Raw genomic sequence first — 21,131 nt, forward strand, 5'->3', positions numbered from 1 at the left:
GCCCTGCCCTCAGTCAGCGTGGAGCAAGTTCGTGGAGGACGCCGCCGAAGTACTCGAGGTAGGTGCCCATCATGGTGCCGAGGATCGCCGCCAGGATCAGGAAACCCGCCAGAATCGAAAGCGGCACGCCGACGAAATAGACCTGCATCTGCGGCATCAGCCGGGCCAGCACGCCGAGGCCGAGGTTGAACACCAAGCCAAACACAATGAACGGTGCGGACAACTGGATACCGATCTTGAATGCCGTCGCAAAAGCGCGGGTGGCCAGCGCCGCCACGTCGCCGCTCGACATCAGTTCGCCCGGTGCGAACACCTTGTAGCTCTCGCTCAATGCCGCGATCATGAGATGATGCATATCGGTGGCGAACAGCAGCGTCAGTCCGAGCAGGGTCAGGAAATTGGACAGCAGCGCGCCCTGCTGGCCCTGCGTCGGATCGACAGTGGTCACGAAACCGAGGCCGAGTTGCTGGGCGATGACCGAGCCCGCGACCGACAGCGCCGACAGTGTCACGCGCGCGGTGGCGCCGAGCACCACGCCGATGATGATTTCATGGACCATCAGCACCAACAGCGGCGCCATCGACGTCATGCTGACATTATAAGCGTTGCGATGCATCGGCAGGATGATGAGCGTCAGCGCCAGCGCGATCGCAAGGCGGACCCGGACCGGGATGTTGGCTTCGCCGAATCCGGGCAGCAGCATCACCATGGCGCCGATGCGGGCGAACACCAGCATGAAGGCCGCGGCGAGCGCCGGAAGCAGCGAGATATCGATACGCATGGAAGACTTGCCCCGCGAAGACCTGCCCCGCCCCTGAACGCCGTGTCCCTGAACAAGTCCTGAACCATGCGCTACCCGCCGATGATTCGCGACGATATCCGCAGCATCTGGCTGTGCATCGCGTCGGCCATGAATGGCAGCGCCAGTATCAATGTAACGAATATCGCCAGAATCTTGGGCACGAACACCAGCGACTGTTCCTGAATTTGCGTCAGGGCCTGCACCAGCGAAATCACGACGCCGACCACGAGGCCGACGACCAAGAGCGGTGACGACACCTTCACGATGGTCCAGATCGCATCGCGCGAGACGTCGAGAACTTCAGCACCTGTCATTTCAATCCCCTGCCCGCGGGCGTGTCACGTTGCAAACTTCTCATCCTTCGAGGCTCGCGCTGCTCGCACCTCAGGATGACGCTCTTTCTGTTTCCGTCGCCCTGAGGTGTCGTAGCGAAGCGAAGGCCTCGAAGGGCGACGGAAAATCAGATCGGCATCCGCATGATGTCTTCGTAGGACTGGATCACGCGATCGCGCACCGATACTAGCGTCGAGACCGCGACGTCAGTTTCGGCCACCGCCGTCACCACATCCATGACGTTGGCCTTGCCCTGCGCCATCGAGATGGTCTGCGCATCGGACTTGCGGCCGGCGTCCATGACGTTGCCGAGCGTTTCCTTGAGCAGCGCGCCGAACGACACGCCGCCGGCATCCCCGGCCTTGGCGCCGCCCGCGGCTCCGCCTGCAGAATCCATGATTTTGGCAAGGCTTGCATAGGCATTGGCGGCGACTGATGGCGAAGCCATGAGTTAGTTCTCCTTGTCAGGCCTTGAGAATGTCGAGGGTGCGCTGGATCATGCGGCGCGTGGCGGAGATGACGTTGAGGTTGGCTTCGTAGGACCGCTGTGCCTCGCGCATGTCGGTCATTTCGACCAGCGAGTTCACGTTGGGATATTTGACGTTGCCGTTGGCATCGGCCACCGGATTGCCCGGCTCGTGCTTGATGCGGAAGTCGGAAGTGTCGGGCTTGACCTTGCCGAGGGTCACCACCCGCGAATCGAGCGTGCGGTCCAGTTCCGACGAGAACGTCGGCACCTTGCGGCGATACGGATCGCCGCCCGCGGTCTTGGCCGTAGAATCCGCATTGGCGATGTTTTCCGAAATCACCCGCATCCGTCCGGCCTGTGCGCGCAGGCCCGACGTCGCGATGCCCATCGACCGTGAAAAATCGTTGCCTTCGCTCATGCAGTTGCTCCCTTAAGCGCAGTCATGTGTCAGCGCTTCCCGATCGCGGTCTTCAGCAACCCGAGGCTGCGGGAGTAGAGCGCGGTCACCGCCGCGTAGTCTCCCTGGTTGGCAGACACCTTCAGCATCTCGTCCTCGAGATTGACGGCGTTGCCCGCCGGCCGGGTCGCGTAGCCACCGCGGTTGTGCGAGTTGAAACTGTCGCCGGTCCCCGCCCCCTGGATGTGGCCGGCACTCGTGCGCACCATGGAGAGCGAGGGCATATTGCCGGTCACGGGCCCGGTTCCGCTCGCATCGAACTTCGGCTCCACCAGATCGCGCGGCTTGAAGTTCGGCGTGTCGGAGTTCGAGACGTTTTCGGCAAGCACGCGCTGGCGCTCCTGATGCCACTGCATCTTGGTGCGAAGCACGGACAACATAGGAAGATCGGTGATTGCCATCGGCCTGCTCCGCCCTGAGACCCGAAGCGGCGCTTCAGGTAGGCAGAATTTGCCGTGTGTATGGTTAATAAGGGGTTAAGAGCGCCCCTGACCCACTTTCGCCATGAATTGCCTTCAACCGGACAAGTCATTGAAGTTCCGGCACAACGCGTCTTTAAGGCCGGTGAACTTTTTCGGACAACAGGGTCGCGGACGGCAGCATTTGCCTTCGCGTATTAACGGATCAGTCAAACTTCGCGTCCAATTCGTCGCAAGCCGCTTGTTTCGCGGCCAGTGACCTGCGAATCTGGCATAGATGCGAGTAATGTTTGACGGGGACAGGACATGTCGCAAACGCTTTGGTTCTTCATCGCCTTCGTCATCGTACTAGCGCTGATCGGAGTTGCAGCCTGGTTGGTGCGCCGGTTCGGCGGAAGCAGCCTCGGCGGCTCCGGCGCCAGCCGGGGGCGCATGCCGCGGCTTGCCGTCATCGACGCCGCAGCGGTCGATGGCCGCCGCAGGCTGGTGCTGGTCCGGCGCGATAACGTCGAGCACCTTCTGATGATTGGCGGCCCGGCCGATCTTGTGGTCGAACCCAACATCGTCCGCGGCATGCCACAGCAGGCTCCCCAACGGGCGCCGGCCGGAACCGAACTTCCGCCGCGTCTGGCGCCTGACACTGGATGGTCCGACAGCGAAGTCCCTCACGCCGATCCCTTTGAGCATCGCGAGCCGCCGATGCCCGAATTGCCGCCGCGCACCGCCCGTGCTCCTTATTCCGACGATGCCCGCCGCTCCACGCTGCCGGATCGCCACAGCCCCGATACGATTCCAGGCTTCACGCCGGAGCCGATGATCCGGCCGGAGCCGTCGCTGCGCCCCGAGCCTGCCCTGCGCTCCGAACCGCGCGCGATCCCCCGTAGCGAACGCGCCGAGCCGCTGCCGCCCCGGATGCCGCGGTCGAGCGATGCGGGCCCGAAAGCCCCTCCGCCGCCGCCGCGCCCACCGGCGCGTCCAGCCGATTCGCTTTCGTCAGCGGATCAGAATCTTGCGGATATGGCGCAGCGGCTTGAAGCCGCCTTGCGTCGCCCTGGAGGCGAGATGCGTCTCGACGCGCCGATCGGCCCCGTTGAACGACCCGGCGCACCGCCGGTTGCACCCGAGTCGATGGGGAATCGGCCAGTCCCGCGTTCCGAAGGCACTCCGCGTCCGGCAGCGCCGCCACCGCCTCCGCCCCCACCACCGCCGCCCGCTCCAAAGGCCGCGTTCGAGAATCTCGAAGACGAGATGGCCAACCTGCTCGGCCGTCCGAAGCCTCCCGCGTGAGATCGTCGAAACCACCGCGTAGAGTTCTATTTTTTGTCAGTCTCCTCGTCGCCGCCGGATCTCTTATCGATCCGGCGAGCGCGCAGGATATCAGCATCAATCTGGGCCAGGGCAACGGCGGGGTCACCGAGCGCGCGATCCAGCTGATTGCGCTGCTGACGGTGCTGTCGATCGCACCGTCGATCCTGATCATGATGACATCCTTCACGCGGATCGTGGTGGTGCTGTCGCTGCTGCGCACCGCACTCGGCACTGCAACCGCGCCACCGAACTCAGTCATTATCGCACTGGCGCTGTTCCTCACCGGCTTCGTGATGGGTCCGGTGCTGCAGAAGTCCTACGATGACGGCATCAAGCCGCTGGTCGCGAACCAGATCACCGTGGAGCAGGCATTCGAGCGCGGAACTGGCCCGCTGCGCGGGTTCATGCAGAAGAACGTCCGCGAGAAGGACCTCAAGCTGTTCATGGATCTGTCCGGCGAGCCGCCTGCCGCGTCGCCCGAACAGATGTCGCTTCGCATCCTCATTCCCGCCTTCATGATTTCCGAATTGAAGCGGGCGTTCGAGATCGGCTTCCTGCTGTTCCTGCCGTTTCTCGTCATCGACCTCGTTGTGGCGTCGGTCCTGATGTCGATGGGCATGATGATGCTGCCACCGGTTGTGGTGTCGCTGCCGTTCAAACTGATCTTCTTCGTGCTGGTGGACGGCTGGTCGCTGGTGGCAGGCAGCCTCGTGCAAAGCTACGGCGGCGGATGACCGCGCGTATCAGCGCGCGGCTTTGACCTTCTTCACTCCGATGATCTCCGGCAACGAGCCGGTCGGGTTCGGATCGGTCTTGATTTCCGGCGGAAGCTTCGCGCGCGCCATCGCATCGGGAAAACGGATGCGCATCTCACGCAGGAAACCGTCGAGCGTGTCGATAGTCGCCGCCATTTTCGCGATCCGGGCAAAATCGGCGCTGTTTGCCCTCGCCGGCTTGGCGGCGAGATCGAAGGCTGCGCGGTCGTTGCCGCCGTCCATCTTCGGATTGTACTTCTCGCGGAAACGCGCAAGGCCGATGGCGTCTTCCGCCAGCGCGTAACCGATGGCCGCGCGGATGACGTCGCTCTTCTCCGTTGCGCTCAGCGGCTGGAAATCGCGCCAGCGATCGCCGTAAAGCAATTCGATCTGCTCGGCTGACTCGCGCCAGCGCCGCGATGCCCAGTAAATGTCGGAACGCAGCCGGATCGCCTCGCGGCCGCTGACATTCGAGATGATGTCGAGCGCCAGATCATGACGGCCGATATCGGTCTGCGCGCGGGCTTCCAGCAAAAGACGCTGCTGGCGGATTTCGCCGGCCAGATCCGCGATCCGCGTGGTGCGTAGCGCCGCGATAGCGCGCTCCGGCTTGCGGTTCATCAGGTAGACCATTGCCAGTCTTGATGCGACCTGCGCCCGGGCGGAGCCCTCCAGCCGGTGATCGATCTGGTATTGCAGCAGTTGGCTGGCCTGATCGAGCAGATCGACCCCGACGAGACGATCAGCCAGACGCCGGATCATTTCGTCGCCGCGGCGGCCAATCGGCGTCAGATCGCGGAACTCGTAAAACATCGCCAGCGCTTCGACCGGCTGAAGGTCGTCGCCCTTGGTGCCGTTGTAGATCTGTTCAAACAGCACCGACGCCTCGTCCTGCAACTTGCGCGATGCTTCGGAGTTCGGCTCCAGCTGGATCGCACGGAACGCCGCCGCGAAGGTTTCCGGATAACGCGCTTTCGCGGCATAGAGCCGGGTCAACATGCTGAGCGTCTTGACCTCGGTGGAATCGCCGCGCCATGTCGCCGCAAGAACTTCGAGATCACGCTGCGCGTCGTCGTCGGTGATCTCCTCGCGCTTCTGGCGCAGGGCAATCTCGCGAACCTTGGCTTCGGAGGCGGCCGGGCGATCTTCCGATCCGGCGGCGGCCGCGAACGCGGCCAGTGCGTCCTGATCGCGGCCCAGCGCTTCGGCCAGGCGTCCGCGCAGAACAGCTATCGACGCGGCCTGATTGGGACCGGCGCCAAGAACTTCGAGATCGTCGCTGCGCACCGTCGCGCCCGGATAATCCCTCACCTCCAGCGATGCCCGAAATGCCTCAGCGACAACAATGCGCTGCAGATCGACCGGCAGGGCCGTAATCGCGAATTCGACGTTCTTGAATTTCTCGCGCGCGTCCGCCCACTTCTGCAGCCGTGCCAATGCGAGCGCTTTCCAAAGCTGGGAATCGATATTGACGGCAACGGCGGGATTGGCGAGATCGGCGAGCGCAAGCTCGGAGCGGCCAGCCAGGGTGCTGGCGACCGCATGAACCGTCAATGCCGCAGCGTCCTCCTCGCCGGGTTTGACCTCGGCAAGGGCCAGATCGAGAATCCCCTTCGCCTCGACGTTCATGCCGCGCGCCAGATAAAATCGCGCAAGATCGACATGCGCAGGCATGCGCGCAGACCCCGTCGCCATCGAAGCGGCGGTCAGCAGCTTGTTGCGGGTGGGAATGAACTCCGCATTCTGAAAGGTGCGCCATTCGGTGACATCGAACACCGGACGAACGACCGACGTCGCGCGATCCGGCGCAGTCATTGCCGTCGACAGCGTCAGGCCGCCGGGCCGGGATAGGATCAGCGTGTCGGACGAAATGCCCGCGGTCAGATCGTCCGACTTTTGCTGGACGACGACGCCGTGAATGGATTCGAGCAGCGCGAATTCTACAAAATCCTGGCGCTTCATGAAACCGCGCGCCGGTCCACCGGCCGTCATTACCAGCAGAACATCGCCGGCATCGGGATCGCTGAAGCGGTGAACCTGTCCAGGCTTCGCGAGGCTGACGCCGACACTCGCGCGACTGGGATCGGCCATGTTGCGCGTGGCGCTCAACGGTTGCGGCGGCGATTGCGCCTTGTCGGCAAGGATAAGGGTCCAGGCCCGCTCGTCACCGACCACGGTGGCAAGCTGCGGACGGTTCAGCCGGATCTGAAGGGCACGGCCTTTCGGCAGATCGACCGGGATCGCGTCGGCGACGATCCATGAGCCTTCACGCTTGATCGCGCGGGCGTCGATCGGCTGATCGGTGTCGAACACCAGCCAGATCGAATCGGAGCGGCGAAACACTGCCGCGGGCGTCGGGCTGGTGAACGGAAATGTCAGGCGGAAGTCGTCGCTGGTGAGCCGTGCGTCCACGGTCACGCCTGCTGCGGGCGTCATCGCAGGACGATCCGGCTGAGGTGCCTTGGCTGGTACCGACGGCGGCGATGCCGCAGGCATTTTCGCTGGCGCATCCACAGCGGCGGCCACGACCGGCGCGGTCGCGGAAGGCGCGGTGATCTCAGGCTTGGGGGGAGTCGCTTCCGCCTTCACGTCAGCAACAGGCGGCTTGTTATCGGAAGGCTTGTTGTCCGAGAGCTTGGCGTCTGATGTTTTGGCCTCAGGCGGAGCAATCTCGGAAGATTTGGCGTCAGGAGATTTGGCCTCTGGAGATTTCACCTCGGATTGCACCGTGTCGGCCGGCTTCGCCATCTGCTGCGCGATCTGCTGGGACGTCGGCGGTACGATTTCGACGGCCTTGTCGGCAGGCGTCGACAGAGCCTTCGGAAGCGACCTGGCCGCTTTCGATTTCTGCCCCTGCTCGAACGCAACGTCGACGACGTAATTCTTCTCCTCGCGGAACGCGTGGACATCGGCCTCGCCGATCAGCGCAATGTCGACCCGCGATGTCTCGCCGTCGATCTTCTGAGTGATCGACTGGATGTTCGCAGGCATCGCGATCTTGGCATCCGCAAGATCGAACGTTAGTTGCGAGGTGAACGCCAGCGAAAACTTGTCTGCCCCCAGTGACGATGACACGCTGACGCCGTCCGGGATTTCAAAAACGAACCGGACGAAAGTCGGCTGCACGGAGGCCCGCACCCGGACCGGCGGCCGCTTCTTGGCTTCATCCGCCATCTTCTGAATGCGCAGTGCCCGCTCGGCGGCAATCGCGCGATCCGACAATTCCTTGACGACCTCGGCCGGCAGCGCTGGCGGAAGCCCCGTCCACTTCTCCGGCAGCAAATCGATGAACACGCGCTCGCCCGCCGTCATCACATTGACGCGGACCTTCTGCGTCAGGGCCATGCGGATCGCGGTGCCATCGGGATCGCGGCGAACCGATCCGACATAGGCCGGGACCGAATCGGCGAGCAGATCAATCGGAACAGCGACCGGCTTCCTGAACTGGATTACCAGGATGGCTCCGGCGACGGTGACCTCGGTCGGGATATCTTCCTGAAACTGCAGGACCATCCGCGCATATCCGGACTGCGCCGTCAGCGTGGCTTCGCCCCTGACCGGTTCAGCGCGCGCAAATTGAGTCCCGATAAAAAGACAGGATAACGCGACAGCCAGCGCAAGCGCCGGCGGCTGCAGGCCGTGGCAGAGCCTGTCCGCAAAAGACCGGGCCGTCGCCCCGGACTTCCGGGCGGCCTTGAACGTGCGGGCGGCCTTGCAGGACATTCCCAAATCTTTCTCGTCAGAGTCTTTTCTCGCCGGCTCTCTGTTGTTCCGGACCTGTGGTTCAGACGCGCAATTTGAATCTAGAATTCGCCTGTTAAGGAGTTGTTAATCACCCGCCTCAATTGCGGACCTGCACCTGCGGCCTGCCCTCGATCTTCGGCAGATCGCTGGCAGACGATGATCTGTCTCCGGTGGAGCGGCGCGCCATCTCGACCGTCAATCGCTCGGCTGCTTCCGGCTGCATCTGTCCCATGATGTCCGACATCTTGCGGGGCGCGATCTGCGAAGCGATTTCGAACAGCACCGACAATTCAAGCCGATCGAAGACTTTCGCGGCGTCCTTCGGCTTCATGGATTCGTACATCGTCACGAGTCCCTTGAAGCGCGCGGCCTCCTGTTCCTGCTTCTGCTGCCCGGCGACGGACACCCGCGCTTCGGTCGCCTTCATTTCCTCGATCTTGCCCTCGATCCGCTTTTCAGCCGACTTCATCAGGCTTTCACGGATGTCGATTTCGCGCGCGCGGGTTTCGATCTCCTGACGCCGCGCCTGGAGACTTTCGAGCACCGCGCGTTCCGACGCCGTGATCGGACGGTTGGGATCGGGATAAACCACGTTCTCGGGCGGCGGCGGCAAAACTTCTGGAGCCGCCACAACCGGCTTCTCCTCTTTCTTGGCTGCGACCGAGCCGGTGATATCCGCTGGATCGACCTTCTTGCCCGACGGAAAGTTGAACGTCTCCTGCGCCCAGGACTTGGATTTCGGCGCATCGTCGTTGAGAATATATCCGCCTTCGAGAAGAAGGCCCGACACCTTGAGCACGACCAGACAGCAGGTCGCGATCAGGAGTATCGGGATGAGCCGGATATCGCGAAGAATGGCTTTCATGCGGCGAGACCGGTCGCCCTTCGCCGCTCGGAGAAGGCCTGCGCGGCGGCAAGCAGCGCCTTGGCGTTCGACAAGTTCTGCGCCGATATGTTCTGCGCGGGAGCTACCGGCTCCGCTACATCGGCAGTGGCTTGCGCTTCGGCGCCGGCAGGCCGGGCTGCGAGCGCGATCTGGGTCAGGCGATTGAGGATCGCATCACCAGCTGTCACCTGCTTTGCGAGTTTCGCAGACAATGCCGCGCCGGCCGTAAGCTGCGCGCCGAGATTCTCGTCGCATTCCCGCACGGTCACCTTCAGGCCTCCGATAGCGCGTTCGGCGATTTCCGTCGCCGTGATCAATTCGGCGATCATGGCGCGCATCGAATGCTCGTCGGCCTTGAGCCGCTTGAGACGGCGATTCAGCAGCATGCAGTAACCGATCGTGAGCAGAAGCAGAACTGCAACCAGGCTCTCGATCACAAGTCCGAATGAATGACTCATTGTGCCTCCATCAGTTTGGTTTGCTCGTCTTGCTTCTCGAACATCGCGTAAGACGTGTGAGGTTTACGCAGCGGCCGGGTGACGCGAATGGCGACCCGGTCGCCGACCCTCCCCATCCGCCCCTCGCTGAGCGCCACGTCGCCGCATCGCACGGTGACCAGCGCATCGGGCCGCACATTGAGCGGCAAGGTGTCGCCGACCTTCAACGTCATCAATTGCTTGAGCGGAATGTGGGCTTCGTAGAGCACCGCATCGACCGCGATTTCGGCCTGCGCGATCTCGGTCGCGAGATGACCTTCCCAGATCGGATCGCGGCCGAACTTTTCACCCATGAACATCTGCAACAGCACGTCGCGGATCGGCTCGATGGTGGCGTAAGGCAGCAGAAGTTCGATGTTGCCGCCGCGATCTTCCATGTCTATCCGCAGGCGGACGAGAATGGCGGCGTTTGCGGGACGGCTGATAGCAGCAAAGCGCGGATTGGTTTCAAGCCGGTCGATGGTGAAGGTCACCGGCGACAGCGGCCGGAAGGCCTGCTCCGCATCGGCGAGCACAACCTCAACGAGGCGCTTGACGAGATTGGTTTCAATCGTGGTGTAGGGCCGGCCTTCGATACGCAGCGATGGCTGCCCGCGGCGGCCGCCGAGCAGAACGTCGATGATCGAATAGATCAGGCTCGAATCGACGGTAAACAGGCCGAAGTTTTCCCACTCCTCGGCCTTGAACACCGACAGCACGCAGGGCAGCGGAATCGAATTGAGATAGTCGCCGAAGCGCACCGAGGTGATGCGATCCAGCGAGACTTCGACGTTGTCGGAGGTGAAATTGCGCAGGCTCGTCGTCATCAGCCGCACCAGGCGGTCGAAGACGATTTCGAGCATCGGAAGGCGCTCATACGACACCATCGCCGAGTCGATGATGGCGCGGATGCCGGAGTTCTCGTCGATATTGAGCTCGCCGTCGCTGAAGCCGAGCAGATTATCAATTTCTTCCTGCGACAGGACGCGCTCGCCGCCGGCCTTGCCGATTTCGAGACTGCGGCTGCCGTCATCGACCATCGCGGCCCACTGCTCGGCCATGGTCTCGGTCAGCGTATTGGCTTCCGCCTCAGCCGCAGCGGCGGCCGGATCTTCTGAATCGAGCGCGCCTTCCCATTCGGCGGCTAGCGCATCCTGATCGACGTCATTATCACCCGGAGACATTGCTTCAATTTCCGTCTGTCACTGAATGATGATTTCCTTGAACAGCACAGCGTTCACCTGACTGGGTGAAATCGCGGCGTTGACACGGCGCGTCAGCTCTTCCTTCAGACGGAATAGCCCGACCGAGCCGTTGAGATCGGCCGGACGCAGCTCGCGCAGGTAGGTCTGAAACAGATCGGTCACCCGCGGCATCGTCGGCGCGATCTGTGCCATCAGCGGCTGATCCTTGACCTCGAGCACGACCTTGACTTTGAGGTATTGGACCCGCTCGCCCGGCATATTCACAAGGTTGACCAGCACCTCGGGCACATCGAGGAACACCGGCGGCTTCGGCGGCGGCGCGGCGACCTGCACTTCCTTCGCGGGCCCGCGCATGAAGAAGAACCAGCCGCCCCCGGCCAGCAGCAGCACGAGTACTGCGGCGCCACCCATTATAATGAGTTTGCGTTTACCCTTCGGAGCAGCGGCTTCCGCGCCCTCCTCGACCTGATCGTCGTCTGCCATTGCCCCCGCCCGCAATCCTGGGATGGGCTCGATGCTGCCGAACTGGCTTTAACTGACGCGATACAAAGGCCGCCGGCGCGCGAGCGCCCTCTCCGTCCACCGTAAGGACGCAATGGTTAACGAAATCTTTCTTTTGTCCTTCAACTGGGAAATTTTTGCCGGGGCAACATGGTCAACAAGAGGTTATTGCCGACGCCGGGCGCCCCCAGAAAATCAATAAATAATTGAAATTTCTAATTTTTTCAAGTTGGCACGGCTCTCGCATTGTAGATGGCGGACCGCAGCTTGGGAGAGCTTCAACGGTTCGCACGATCCGCGTCAGGCCTTGGGAGAGGCAGGCCGCGGTTCAACAAGGGGAGATTGGCCGATGGAGAATACGCTTCTCGTCGCATTATCGCGGCAGATGTCGCTTGAGCGGCAGATCGACGTCATCGCCAACAACGTGGCGAACGTTAACACCAATGGTTTCAAGGCCAACAAGTCGCTGTTCGAGGAATACCTGAACACCGGCGCCCACGAAGACAATTTCTCGGTTAGCGATCGCCGCGTCAGCTTCGTCCAGGACCGCGCCGCCTATCACGACTTCACGCAGGGTCCAGCGGCGAAGACCGGCAGCCCGCTCGACGTCTCCATCGACGGCAAGGGCTTCATCGCGGTCCAGACTCCGGCCGGCGAACGCTATACCCGCGACGGCTCGTTCCAGATCAACGCCCAGGGCCAGCTCGTGACCACCGGCGGCAATCTCGTGCTCGGCACCAATGGCCCGATCGTGTTTCAGCCGACCGACAAGGAGATTGTGATTTCGAGCGAAGGCACGATCACGGTGCGAGAAGGCATCGTGACCCAGTTCGACTCCATCCGCGGCAAGCTGAAGCTCGTGAAGTTCGACAATCCGCAACAGCTGGTGAAGGAAGGCTCGAATCTCTACTCCGCGCCCGCCGGCAACACCGCCCAGCCTGACCTCGCCTCGCGCTTCAATCAGGGCTTCGTTGAAAAGTCCAACGTCAACGCGATCACCGAGATGACCCGCATGATGGAAGTCATGCGTACCTACCAGTCGGTCGCCTCGCTGATGCAGCAGCAGAACGACCTTCGCAAAAACGCAATCCAGACGCTCGCCGAAGTTCCGGCATAAGGAAACAGTTCCATGCGCGCACTCTACACAGCAGCGACCGGGATGGCGGCCCAGGAACTCAACGTTCAGGTCATCTCGAACAACATCGCGAACCTGCGCACCACCGGCTACAAGAAGCAGCGGGCGCAGTTTCAGGATCTTATTTACGAACACGTCAAGCGCGTCGGCGCGCAGGCGTCCGATCAGGGCACCGTCCTTCCGGTCGGCATCGATATCGGTGGCGGTGTCAAAACCGTCGGCACGCCGCGCCTGATGACGCAGGGCACGCTGCTGCCCACCGGCGGCGACCTCGATATCGCTATCCGCGGCGAAGGTTATTTCAAGATCCAGATGACCGACGGCACTTACACCTACACGCGCGACGGCTCCTTCACGACCGACGGTCAGGGCCGCGTGGTGACGGCGCAGGGCAATCCCGTGCAGCCGACGATCACCATCCCGCAGAACTCATCCGGCCTCACCGTCAACCAGCAGGGCCAGGTCTCGGTCACCACGCCAGGGACAACTACGCCAACCGTCGTCGGGCAGATCAGCCTGACGCGGTTCATCAACAAGGCGGGCCTGCAGTCGATCGGCGACAACCTGTTCACCGATACGCCCGCTTCCGGCCCGCCGCAGGATGGCCTCGCCAATGCGGACGGCTTCGGCGACATGCAGCAGCGCAATCTTGAACAGGCCAACGTCGAGGTCGTTTCCGAAATCTCGGACCTGATCGCCGCGCAGCGCGCCTATGAAATGAATGCCAAGGTTGTCAGCGCTGCCGATCAGATGATGCAGGCCACCACCGGCATGTTCCGCTGAGGGAGAGAATGATGTTGCGCTCTACACTGATCGCCGCCGCCCTGCTCGCCCTGACGTCCGACGTGTCATTGGCACAATCGGAACGGGACTCGCTCGCCGCTCCAGTCTTGCGCGCGAACGTCACCGTCAGCAGCGACGTAGTCCGGATCGGCGACGTGGTGGAAAATGCCGGGACTGCCGCACAGATCGCCATCTTCCGTGCACCCGATCTCGGCTCCACCGGATCGCTGCCAACGCAGCAACTGCTTTCGGTGCTGCGCACCCATGAGGTGATTGGCGTCCAGACCCATGATATCCGCGAAGTCATGGTGACACGGTCCTCACGCACCCTGGTTTCGAAAGAGATCGAGCTTCAGATCGCGCGCGTGCTTGAGCGCCGCAATGGCCTCGGCGACGCCGCCAATATCTCGGTCACCTTTGAGCGCGATCTGCGCGAACTTCAGCTCGATGCCGCGCATACCGGCGACATGCGCGCCACGACCGTGCGGTTCGACCCGCGCAATGGCCGCTTCGACATCACTTTTGAAATTCCCAACGACGTCACCTACACGCCGACCAAACTACGCTTCATCGGCACCGCGGTGGAAACCGTCGAAGCGGCTGTGCTGACCCGCTCCGTCGAACGCAACGACATTATCAAGTCATCCGATGTCGTGATCGAGCGGCGGCCGAAGACAGAAGTCGGAAATGACGTCGCCAGCCGCGACCGTTCGCTCGGCATGCAGGCCCGCAAGCAGATGCGCGCCGGACAGGCGCTGAAAATGACCGACCTTGCAAAGCCTGACATGGTCGCACGCGACCAGGGCGTGACGCTGATCTACGAAACGCCGGGCCTTTATCTCACCGGCCGCGGCAAGGCGCTCGACAGTGGCACCGAGGGTGACGTCGTCAACGTCGTCAACCTGCAGTCGAAACGCACCGTCCAGGGCGTCGTGACCGGCCCCGGGCAAGTCTCGATCATGGTCCCAACGGCCCGTCTCACGACCGCCGCCCTCTCGACCAGCCCATCGCCAGCCGCGTCCGCCCCTGAATCCAGAAAAGCCGAGTAACAGTCATGTCAAAGTCCAATGCGTTCAATCGCCTCATAGTCGCCAGCAGCCTGCTGGCACTCGGTACCCTGGCTAGCGGCTGTTCGTCCCTCGATCGTCTCGCGGCGATCGGTGAAAAGCCAAAACTCTCGGCGATCGACAATCCGACGACGCAGGCGGGCTACAAGCCGGTGTCGATGCCGATGCCCGCGCCGCAACCGGCGTCGTTCAATCCGAACTCGCTGTGGCGAAACGGTTCGCGCGCCTTCTTCAAGGATCAGCGCGCGCATCAGATCGGCGACATCCTCACGGTGCAGGTCAACATCACCGACAAGGCCAACATCGCCAACGAAACCCAGCGCAGCCGCACCAACAGCGAGAACTCCGGCGTCACCAGCTTCTTCGGCATCAACAAGATCCCCGGCACCAACGCTGCGATCCCTCCCGGCCGCATGCTCACGGCGGACTCCACCTCGTCCAGCGACGGCAAGGGATCGGTCAACCGGCAGGAAGCGTTGCAGACCAACGTCGCCGCCGTGGTCACGCAATTGCTGCCGAACGGCAACCTCGTCGTCGAAGGCAAGCAGGAAATTCGCGTCAACTTCGAAGTCCGCGAGCTTGTCGTCGCGGGTATCGTCCGGCCGGAAGACATCCAGAGCGACAACACCATCGACTCCAGCAAGATCGCGCAGGCCCGCATCGCCTACGGCGGCCGCGGCCAGATCACCGACGTGCAGCAGGCCCGCTACGGCCAGCAGGCATTCGATATCCTGCTGCCGTTCTAAACACGACGCTGATGCGTGATCTTGAATCGTTTTCGGAAGGAGATCACGCCCCCGAGTAAACGAGACGGCTCCCACCGTCTTTCTCCCAGCTCCCACACCAGGCGGCGAACCTAGGCGCAGCATGGTGTTCACGACACGGCCTCTGTCAGCTCCCCTGACAGAGGCCGTGATCGTTTGGGCCGTGATCGTTTGAGGTTACGACGGCGTCATTCGCCGTGTTCAGCCACCCGCGGAAGTGATAATTTTCCCCGATGCGCAACTGCGAAGCGTTCAGCGCGCGGACAATCCCGCTGCCCGGCCGCCCCTGAATAGCGTGATGCCACATTGCAGCAATCGCAGCCTCGGGCGGCCGGCCAGTGAAGGAGGATGCTATGTACGCAGCCATTCGTCAGGGAAAGGCAAAAGCCGGCATGGCCGAGGAACTGACGCGCAGGATCAAGGAAGGCGCGATCCCGATCATCAGCGATGTCGAAGGTTTCATAGCCTATTATGTGATCTATGCGCCGGACGACACTGTGACCGCGATCAGCATCTTCAACAATTTCGCGGGCGCGGAAGAGTCGAACAAACGCGGGCTTGCGTGGATCGAGCGGGATCTCGCGCCGCTGCTCACCGGACCGGCCACTGCGGTCGCCGGGCCGGTTATTGTTCATACCCTCGCATAGCGCGAAAGTTCATCGTGCGTTCGTTCCAGCGCGTAAGCAGTTTTCTGCGCCGGGATTCGCTGCTCGTACTCGGTGAACGGCGGTTCATAAAAATGTCTGTGCTGCGCGTGGAACGTTTGGTTGCCCCTCCTGTTCTACTATCGCTTTATCAAAGGAGAGACAGAAATGAAGAAGTTTGGTTTTGTTATTGCGGCTGTTACTGCACTTACCATTGCGGTGCCTTCGATGGCCAGCGCGCAGACCGTCGTCATCAAGTCCGGTGAACGCGGAATGCATCGTGGCAATCATCACAGCGAATATCGCGGCGCTCGCGCCTATATGCCACGCCATCACGGCTGGCAGCGGGGCCACGGCCACAACAAGAAGGCGATCGTCATCAAGCGCGGCCACCATCATCACTGACCGATCGGCATGGAATGGCCCCTGAAGGGGTCATTTCTCCGACCGCGGAATTTGACGGGAGTTACCTCAGGAGGCGGGAATGACAGATCGTCTTGCGGTAAAGGGCCAACAGGATCGCTGTCATATCGCGATGAACGCAGACGATGAGGTCCGCTACTGGACCAAGCACCTCGGTGTCACCAGGGAAGAATTGGAGAAGGCCATCGACAAGGTCGGAAACTCCGCCGCCGCTGTTCGCAAAGAACTCGGCGCATCGAACTCCGGGAAGCCGGGCAATGACAGGACGGGCGCAGTCAAGGCAGGGCCAGACGGGCCGAGCACTCACAAGCCGGCCGACTAAACCGCGCTGCGTGCGCAGATAAGCGCCCTCGGATCACTCAATAACAACGTATAGTCGGCGTCGCGGTCCGTTACACGGACACGGGGCGCGTCAAGCCTTCACGTCGGACGACGCGCGAACCGCATATCGTCGCACGCGATGAGACGCCGGCCCGGATTCCGTAAACGAGCCCAATGAGACACCGTCACAAGGCCAAATCCTGGCCTTGCGATCGCCCACGCGAGAGTTCGGCGACCGCTATCCTTTGACTGAACCGGGTAACCATTTGATCACCCTGAGAAGCGAACGAGACCCGCCATCGTTGGTTAGGTAACAATCATTGACCTATCTAAAGAGATACAGAATTTAGCCCGGGGCCTCGTCCCATGTTCCTTGATCAGCTATCCGTCCTCGTAGCCATCGGCTTTTCGGGGGCATCGCTCGGCATTACGTTCCTCATGATGTGGGCGATCGGACGATCCGAGATCCATCTGTTGATCTGGTCGATCGGGCTTGCACTCATCGTCGCAGGTGTCGTCGTCTTTGGCGCCGTCATTGAGAGATACAATTCAGGACTGCTGCTGACATCCTTCTTGCTCCTGATCGCGGGATTTGGATTGCTTCACGCGGGCTGCGCCAGGTTTTGCACGGGCCGGACCAACTGGACTTCAACAACTGTATCTGTCGCTCTTGCTTCCATCCCGACATCGATAGCCTTTGCGCTGGGTTACTCCGGGATCGGAACGATGATCGGCAATGTCGCGATTGGGGCACTTCTTATACTGATTGCGCGTCACTATTGGCTGGCGCGCACTGAATCCCGGCTTCTGATGACGGCGAACACCATATGCTGTGTCGCCACAGCGGCATCCTTCATCGCATGCGGTTACGCACTCGCCGAGCAGGGCCAGATCGTCCTGACGGCCCGGCCAGCCAACTGGGCGGAGGAGATCAACTCCATCATGGCAATCGCCGGATTGACCGGTATCGGGGGGCTCTCCCTCACCCTCAACCAGATGCGCATCGCCAACAGGCACAAATCGGATGCCATGAGAGACGCCCTGACCGGTCTTCTCAACCGGCGCGCATTGTTCGACACCCGGATGGGGATCGCGTCAGCCGGGACGGCGGTCGTGATGATGGATCTGGATTACTTCAAGACGATCAATGACCGCTTCGGACACGATTCCGGCGACCGGATGCTGATGGCCTTTGCTGACGTTATACACTCCAACATTCGCTCGAATGATCTGGCTGCGCGCATGGGGGGCGAAGAGTTTTGCATCATCATGCCGGACTCCAGTCCGAAAACTTCGGCCGCTGTTGCAGACCGCATCAGGCGGCAAATTGAAGCAACGATCGTTCAAACGGAGAATGGACCCGTTCAGGCAACGGTCAGTGCAGGAATCGCCATCCGTTCGGCGGAGCCGGAGACGCTCCAGTCGCTGCTGAGCAGGGCAGATACCGCACTTTATGAAGCCAAAGCTTCCGGCCGCAACCGCGTCCAAATCTCCGATTTCAGCCTTGCTGCATAATCGGGTGAACTCCGTGGGCTGAACCGCGAAAATTCCGGCTCAGCGACGCGGCCCATAGTTTCGCACACAGGTTGCATTCAAACCCGACGCCGAGGCCATGCACTGCCGGTAGCCGCTATATTTGCAATCGCCGGGACCTGGCGAACTCTTCAGACAATACTTGTAACCTCTTGCATCGGCCTGACCGGCGAATGCGAACGAGGTTGTCGCGAGCACCATAACGATCAAAATTATCTTCACGATGATCCTCCCTTGTGCTTGCGCTAATTCGCGAAGGCCCCTCCTGTTCCGAAACGGAACGAAAAAGCCCGATGGTCTTTCAACCACCGGGCTGGAATCGATGAAGCAGTTGCGACGCAAATTGCTTTATTCGTCGCGGTAAACCTTCTCGCGCTTCTCGTGGCGTTCCTGCGCCTCGACCGACAGCGTCGCGATCGGGCGCGCTTCCAGCCGCTTCAGCGAGATCGGCTCGCCGGTTTCTTCGCAATACCCGTAGGTATTGTCCTCGATCCGCTGCAGGGCGGCATCGATCTTGGAAATGAGCTTGCGTTGACGGTCGCGCGCGCGAAGTTCGATGGCGCGATCGGTCTCTGATGAAGCGCGGTCGGCAAGATCAGGATGATTGACGTTTTCTTCCTGAAGCTGCTGAAGCGTGGTCTTCGATTCCCGGAGGATCTCTTCCTTCCAGTCGAGCAGTTTCCGGCGGAAATACTCCCGCTGACGCTCGTTCATGAAAGGCTCTTTTTCAGAGGGCCTGTAGTTCTTCAACTTTTCCAAGTGCGGTCCATGTCGGCGTACAAGGCGGACGGAATATGCCCGTTCGCGCCGCAGCTTATATAGCGGCGGCCTATGACAGACAATATCGCCGGTGGGCCGGAACCCCCGGGAATCCCCGGTAATAAGCCTTCCACAGGGAACCCAGCCCGATCTGGCCGGGCGCGGCAGCGCGATTACCCGCCGGCGGACTGACCAGCCTTGGCGAGTTCGACTTCCACCCGCAGCTCGATTTCGGACAGGACCTGGTCGAGCCCGGGGTCGCCGGAGGTGACCTTCAGGTCCGCCGCTGCGGTGCGCAGGCGGGCGACGGTGGTTGAATCGAACGCCCCCGCCAGCAGCCCGATCTTGAGGTCGTCGAGCACATCGAGCGCGGTCCGGCCGCGGGCGACCGAGCGGCGGCGGCGTTCCGTAGAGTCTTCGACACCCTGCATCGCCAGCAGCGCATCGATTCCGCTGGTGGCGCGCGGCGCTGCAGCAGACCGGGTCTCCGCTGGCGTGCCGATGTCGCCAAGGGAAAAGGCCGTCGAGCTCGAGCGCCGCGCGCTTGCCGCCGGCGACGCCAGATTGGCTCCATTCGGTCCGTAAATTCGCATCGTGCTATCTCGCAACGGGTTGGGACCGCTGGCGTGACGCCCTGACTGGTCCACGCCTCAAAGTGGCTGTTTATGGTTAATGAGAGGTAAACAACCCGGCAATTTGTGCCGGATACGGCAAGTTCGGCGCTCCGGCGGAACCGCCCCGACGCCAGAACTAAGAAAATATCATAATATATACAGACGCTTATCTGATTTTCCCCCTTGGCACGGCCCTCGCATAGTTAATGGCGGACCAGTCCCGTGGGGAGCACGGAGCAGTCCGCAAAGACCTCAGCGGGGAGCAGAGGATGTTTCGGACTTTTCAGGCAGCCTGCATGGCCATCGCCCTGCTGACCGCCTCTATCAGCGCCTCGGGCGCGCCAGCCCATGCGACGTCGCGGATCAAGGATCTCGCGAACATCGAAGGCGTGCGCCAGAACCAGTTGATCGGGTACGGCCTCGTGGTCGGCCTCAACGGCACCGGCGACACCCTCAACAACATCCCCTTCACCAAGCAATCGTTGCAGGCGATGCTCGAGCGCATGGGCGTCAACATCCGCGGCTCCACCATCCGCACCGGCAACGTCGCCGCCGTCATGGTCACCGGCAACCTTCCCGCTTTCGGCACCCAGGGCACCCGCATGGACGTCACCGTGTCGGCGCTCGGTGACTCCAAGAGCCTCCAGGGCGGCACCCTTCTCGTCACCCCCCTGCTCGGCGCCGACGGCAACGTCTACGCTGTCGCGCAGGGCTCGCTCGCGATCGGCGGCTTCTCAGCCGAGGGCGCGGCCGCCAGCGTCACCAAGGGCGTCCCGACAGTCGGCCGGATCGCCAACGGCGCGATCATCGAGCGCGAAATCGAGTTCGCGCTGAACCGCCTGCCCAACGTCCGCCTTGCCCTGCGCAACGGCGACTTCACCACCGCCAAGCGCATTGCCGCCGCGGTCAACGACTACCTCGGCACCAAGACCGCCGAGCCGGTTGATCCCTCCACCGTGCAGCTCAGCATTCCGGCCGAGTTCAAGGGCAACGTGGTCGCGCTGCTGACCGAGATCGAACAGTTGCAGGTCGAGCCGGATCTCGGCGCCAAAATCATTATCGACGAACGCTCCGGCATCATCGTGATGGGCCGCGACGTGCGGGTCGCGACTGTCGCGGTCGCACAGGGCAATCTCACCGTCTCGATTTCGGAAAGCCCGCAGGTCAGCCAGCCCGCGCCGTTCTCACGCGGACGCACCGTGGTCACACCGAACACCCGCGTCGGCGTTCAGGAGGACGGCAAGAAACTCGCAGTCGTCAAGGACGGCGTCTCGCTGCAACAACTGGTCGATGGCCTCAACGGGCTCGGCATCGGCCCGCGCGACCTGATAGGTATCCTGCAAGCCATCAAGGCCTCGGGCGCGATCCAGGCCGACATCGAGGTGATGTGATGAGCATCACCCCGACCACCACGCGGGCTCCGACGACCTTCACCGGTGGACGCCCCGATCTACTGCTGCAAGACGCGCTGACGAAAGTCTCGCCGCAGGCGCAGGCGAAAGCCATGGGCCAGGCGCAGGATTTCGAGGCGGTGTTTCTCAATTCGATGTTCACGCAGATGATGAGCGGCATCAAGGGCGATGGCCCCTACGGCAACACGCCGGGTACTGGCATCTGGCGCTCGATGATGACCGAGCAGTATTCGAAATCGTTCGCGCAGTCCGGCGGCGTCGGAATCTCCAGCGACGTTTATCGCACTCTCATTCTTCAACAGGCCAATCGCGCAAGCTAAG

General features: G+C 62.1%; 25 protein-coding genes. 12 read left to right on the forward strand and 13 right to left on the reverse strand.

All coding sequences use genetic code 11. The features are described 5' to 3' along the window. Positions 1–13: 13 nt before the first annotated feature. From fliR to flgB, 5 genes are all read right to left on the reverse strand, one after another. Entirely contained in the window at positions 14–781 is a 768-nt protein-coding gene (fliR, locus tag BN32_RS19845; RefSeq protein WP_019196259.1) for a flagellar biosynthetic protein FliR, read from the reverse strand. A gap of 71 nt (positions 782–852) precedes the next feature. Next, complete coding sequence (fliQ, locus tag BN32_RS19850) at positions 853–1,116, reverse strand: flagellar biosynthesis protein FliQ (protein WP_019196258.1); 264 nt, start codon at positions 1,114–1,116, stop codon at positions 853–855. Positions 1,117–1,262: 146 nt separating this feature from the next. Next, positions 1,263–1,583 carry a flagellar hook-basal body complex protein FliE gene (gene fliE, locus BN32_RS19855; RefSeq protein WP_019196257.1) on the reverse strand — a complete coding sequence of 107 codons (321 nt, stop codon included), beginning with the start codon at positions 1,581–1,583 and terminating at the stop codon, positions 1,263–1,265. 16 nt (positions 1,584–1,599) lie between these two features. Beyond that, entirely contained in the window at positions 1,600–2,022 is a 423-nt protein-coding gene (gene flgC, locus BN32_RS19860; protein ID WP_019196256.1) for a flagellar basal body rod protein FlgC, read from the reverse strand. A gap of 29 nt (positions 2,023–2,051) precedes the next feature. After that, on the reverse strand, positions 2,052–2,462 hold the full coding sequence (flgB, locus tag BN32_RS19865) for a flagellar basal body rod protein FlgB (protein WP_040427072.1): 411 nt from the start codon (positions 2,460–2,462) through the stop codon (positions 2,052–2,054). Between the two features lie 324 nt (positions 2,463–2,786). Here flgB and BN32_RS19870 point away from each other — a divergent pair, with 324 nt between their 5' ends. Then, positions 2,787–3,767, forward strand: coding sequence for a flagellar biosynthetic protein FliO (locus BN32_RS19870; protein ID WP_019196254.1), 981 nt, complete (start codon positions 2,787–2,789; stop codon positions 3,765–3,767). After that, positions 3,764–4,522 (forward strand): flagellar type III secretion system pore protein FliP, encoded by a 759-nt coding sequence (gene fliP, locus BN32_RS19875; protein WP_019196253.1) that lies wholly within the window; start codon positions 3,764–3,766, stop codon positions 4,520–4,522. Before BN32_RS19870 ends, fliP begins: the two co-directional genes overlap by 4 nt. 9 nt (positions 4,523–4,531) lie before the next feature. Here fliP and BN32_RS19880 read toward each other — a convergent pair whose 3' ends face one another. The 5 genes from BN32_RS19880 to fliL form a co-directional block, all read right to left on the reverse strand. Continuing rightward, positions 4,532–8,266 (reverse strand): PspC-like choline-binding domain-containing protein, encoded by a 3,735-nt coding sequence (locus BN32_RS19880; RefSeq protein WP_019196252.1) that lies wholly within the window; start codon positions 8,264–8,266, stop codon positions 4,532–4,534. 118 nt (positions 8,267–8,384) lie between these two features. Then, positions 8,385–9,152 carry a MotE family protein gene (locus BN32_RS19885; protein WP_019196251.1) on the reverse strand — a complete coding sequence of 256 codons (768 nt, stop codon included), beginning with the start codon at positions 9,150–9,152 and terminating at the stop codon, positions 8,385–8,387. Continuing rightward, complete coding sequence (locus BN32_RS19890; protein WP_019196250.1) at positions 9,149–9,631, reverse strand: DUF6468 domain-containing protein; 483 nt, start codon at positions 9,629–9,631, stop codon at positions 9,149–9,151. The genes BN32_RS19885 and BN32_RS19890 overlap by 4 nt, the downstream gene beginning before the upstream one ends. Beyond that, positions 9,628–10,833: a flagellar motor switch protein FliM gene (gene fliM / locus BN32_RS19895; RefSeq protein WP_019196249.1), complete on the reverse strand. Its 1,206-nt coding sequence runs from the start codon at positions 10,831–10,833 to the stop codon at positions 9,628–9,630. Before fliM ends, BN32_RS19890 begins: the two co-directional genes overlap by 4 nt. Positions 10,834–10,851: 18 nt before the next feature. Beyond that, positions 10,852–11,337 (reverse strand): flagellar basal body-associated protein FliL, encoded by a 486-nt coding sequence (gene fliL, locus BN32_RS19900; protein ID WP_019196248.1) that lies wholly within the window; start codon positions 11,335–11,337, stop codon positions 10,852–10,854. A gap of 367 nt (positions 11,338–11,704) precedes the next feature. Between fliL and flgF the strand changes: the two genes are divergently transcribed. From flgF to BN32_RS19945, 8 genes are all read left to right on the forward strand, one after another. Further along, complete coding sequence (gene flgF / locus BN32_RS19905; RefSeq protein WP_019196247.1) at positions 11,705–12,472, forward strand: flagellar basal-body rod protein FlgF; 768 nt, start codon at positions 11,705–11,707, stop codon at positions 12,470–12,472. 12 nt (positions 12,473–12,484) lie between these two features. Beyond that, positions 12,485–13,273, forward strand: a complete 789-nt coding sequence (gene flgG / locus BN32_RS19910) for a flagellar basal-body rod protein FlgG (RefSeq protein WP_019196246.1) — start codon at positions 12,485–12,487, stop codon at positions 13,271–13,273. Between the two features lie 11 nt (positions 13,274–13,284). Continuing rightward, positions 13,285–14,322, forward strand: a complete 1,038-nt coding sequence (gene flgA, locus BN32_RS19915) for a flagellar basal body P-ring formation chaperone FlgA (RefSeq protein ID WP_019196245.1) — start codon at positions 13,285–13,287, stop codon at positions 14,320–14,322. Between the two features lie 5 nt (positions 14,323–14,327). Next, positions 14,328–15,086, forward strand: a complete 759-nt coding sequence (gene flgH, locus BN32_RS19920; RefSeq protein WP_019196244.1) for a flagellar basal body L-ring protein FlgH — start codon at positions 14,328–14,330, stop codon at positions 15,084–15,086. A gap of 371 nt (positions 15,087–15,457) precedes the next feature. Further along, complete coding sequence (locus BN32_RS19930) at positions 15,458–15,751, forward strand: hypothetical protein (RefSeq protein ID WP_019196242.1); 294 nt, start codon at positions 15,458–15,460, stop codon at positions 15,749–15,751. A gap of 165 nt (positions 15,752–15,916) precedes the next feature. Then, on the forward strand, positions 15,917–16,153 hold the full coding sequence (locus BN32_RS19935) for a hypothetical protein (protein WP_040427077.1): 237 nt from the start codon (positions 15,917–15,919) through the stop codon (positions 16,151–16,153). Between the two features lie 79 nt (positions 16,154–16,232). Beyond that, positions 16,233–16,493, forward strand: a complete 261-nt coding sequence (locus BN32_RS19940; protein ID WP_019196240.1) for a DUF3606 domain-containing protein — start codon at positions 16,233–16,235, stop codon at positions 16,491–16,493. A gap of 365 nt (positions 16,494–16,858) precedes the next feature. Further along, entirely contained in the window at positions 16,859–18,007 is a 1,149-nt protein-coding gene (locus BN32_RS19945) for a GGDEF domain-containing protein (protein ID WP_019196239.1), read from the forward strand. 39 nt (positions 18,008–18,046) lie between these two features. On the opposite strand, the gene BN32_RS26365 is transcribed toward BN32_RS19945, so the two are convergent. The 3 genes from BN32_RS26365 to BN32_RS19955 all read right to left on the reverse strand — a co-directional run bounded on the left by BN32_RS26365 (position 18,047) and on the right by BN32_RS19955 (position 19,377). Then, positions 18,047–18,226, reverse strand: a complete 180-nt coding sequence (locus tag BN32_RS26365; RefSeq protein WP_082773505.1) for a DUF3551 domain-containing protein — start codon at positions 18,224–18,226, stop codon at positions 18,047–18,049. 147 nt (positions 18,227–18,373) lie between these two features. Further along, positions 18,374–18,739, reverse strand: coding sequence for an RNA polymerase-binding protein DksA (gene dksA, locus BN32_RS19950; protein WP_006021432.1), 366 nt, complete (start codon positions 18,737–18,739; stop codon positions 18,374–18,376). A 218-nt stretch (positions 18,740–18,957) separates the two neighbouring features. Continuing rightward, positions 18,958–19,377, reverse strand: a complete 420-nt coding sequence (locus BN32_RS19955; RefSeq protein WP_019196238.1) for a flagellar assembly protein FliX — start codon at positions 19,375–19,377, stop codon at positions 18,958–18,960. A gap of 317 nt (positions 19,378–19,694) precedes the next feature. Between BN32_RS19955 and BN32_RS19960 the strand changes: the two genes are divergently transcribed. Next, positions 19,695–20,789, forward strand: coding sequence for a flagellar basal body P-ring protein FlgI (locus BN32_RS19960; RefSeq protein ID WP_019196237.1), 1,095 nt, complete (start codon positions 19,695–19,697; stop codon positions 20,787–20,789). After that, a complete protein-coding gene (flgJ, locus tag BN32_RS19965) occupies positions 20,789–21,130 on the forward strand; it encodes a flagellar assembly peptidoglycan hydrolase FlgJ (protein ID WP_019196236.1) in 342 nt (113 codons plus the stop codon). Before BN32_RS19960 ends, flgJ begins: the two co-directional genes overlap by 1 nt. The last annotated feature ends 1 nt before the right edge of the window (position 21,131 follow it).

This window comes from Afipia birgiae 34632 (assembly GCF_000308295.2).
GTDB lineage: Bacteria > Pseudomonadota > Alphaproteobacteria > Rhizobiales > Xanthobacteraceae > Afipia > Afipia birgiae.

Coding starts and splice junctions, on each gene's coding strand:
- fliR (WP_019196259.1), bottom strand. CDS start 781: ATGCGTATCGATATCTCGCTGCTTCCGGCGCTCGCCGCGGCCTTCATG.
- fliQ (WP_019196258.1), bottom strand. CDS start 1,116: ATGACAGGTGCTGAAGTTCTCGACGTCTCGCGCGATGCGATCTGGACC.
- fliE (WP_019196257.1), bottom strand. CDS start 1,583: ATGGCTTCGCCATCAGTCGCCGCCAATGCCTATGCAAGCCTTGCCAAA.
- flgC (WP_019196256.1), bottom strand. CDS start 2,022: ATGAGCGAAGGCAACGATTTTTCACGGTCGATGGGCATCGCGACGTCG.
- flgB (WP_040427072.1), bottom strand. CDS start 2,462: ATGGCAATCACCGATCTTCCTATGTTGTCCGTGCTTCGCACCAAGATG.
- BN32_RS19870 (WP_019196254.1), top strand. CDS start 2,787: ATGTCGCAAACGCTTTGGTTCTTCATCGCCTTCGTCATCGTACTAGCG.
- BN32_RS19880 (WP_019196252.1), bottom strand. CDS start 8,266: ATGTCCTGCAAGGCCGCCCGCACGTTCAAGGCCGCCCGGAAGTCCGGG.
- BN32_RS19885 (WP_019196251.1), bottom strand. CDS start 9,152: ATGAAAGCCATTCTTCGCGATATCCGGCTCATCCCGATACTCCTGATC.
- BN32_RS19890 (WP_019196250.1), bottom strand. CDS start 9,631: ATGAGTCATTCATTCGGACTTGTGATCGAGAGCCTGGTTGCAGTTCTG.
- fliM (WP_019196249.1), bottom strand. CDS start 10,833: ATGTCTCCGGGTGATAATGACGTCGATCAGGATGCGCTAGCCGCCGAA.
- fliL (WP_019196248.1), bottom strand. CDS start 11,337: ATGGCAGACGACGATCAGGTCGAGGAGGGCGCGGAAGCCGCTGCTCCG.
- flgF (WP_019196247.1), top strand. CDS start 11,705: ATGGAGAATACGCTTCTCGTCGCATTATCGCGGCAGATGTCGCTTGAG.
- flgG (WP_019196246.1), top strand. CDS start 12,485: ATGCGCGCACTCTACACAGCAGCGACCGGGATGGCGGCCCAGGAACTC.
- flgA (WP_019196245.1), top strand. CDS start 13,285: ATGTTGCGCTCTACACTGATCGCCGCCGCCCTGCTCGCCCTGACGTCC.
- flgH (WP_019196244.1), top strand. CDS start 14,328: ATGTCAAAGTCCAATGCGTTCAATCGCCTCATAGTCGCCAGCAGCCTG.
- BN32_RS19930 (WP_019196242.1), top strand. CDS start 15,458: ATGTACGCAGCCATTCGTCAGGGAAAGGCAAAAGCCGGCATGGCCGAG.
- BN32_RS19935 (WP_040427077.1), top strand. CDS start 15,917: ATGAAGAAGTTTGGTTTTGTTATTGCGGCTGTTACTGCACTTACCATT.
- BN32_RS19940 (WP_019196240.1), top strand. CDS start 16,233: ATGACAGATCGTCTTGCGGTAAAGGGCCAACAGGATCGCTGTCATATC.
- BN32_RS19945 (WP_019196239.1), top strand. CDS start 16,859: ATGTTCCTTGATCAGCTATCCGTCCTCGTAGCCATCGGCTTTTCGGGG.
- BN32_RS26365 (WP_082773505.1), bottom strand. CDS start 18,226: ATGGTGCTCGCGACAACCTCGTTCGCATTCGCCGGTCAGGCCGATGCA.
- dksA (WP_006021432.1), bottom strand. CDS start 18,739: ATGAACGAGCGTCAGCGGGAGTATTTCCGCCGGAAACTGCTCGACTGG.
- BN32_RS19955 (WP_019196238.1), bottom strand. CDS start 19,377: ATGCGAATTTACGGACCGAATGGAGCCAATCTGGCGTCGCCGGCGGCA.
- BN32_RS19960 (WP_019196237.1), top strand. CDS start 19,695: ATGGCCATCGCCCTGCTGACCGCCTCTATCAGCGCCTCGGGCGCGCCA.
- flgJ (WP_019196236.1), top strand. CDS start 20,789: ATGAGCATCACCCCGACCACCACGCGGGCTCCGACGACCTTCACCGGT.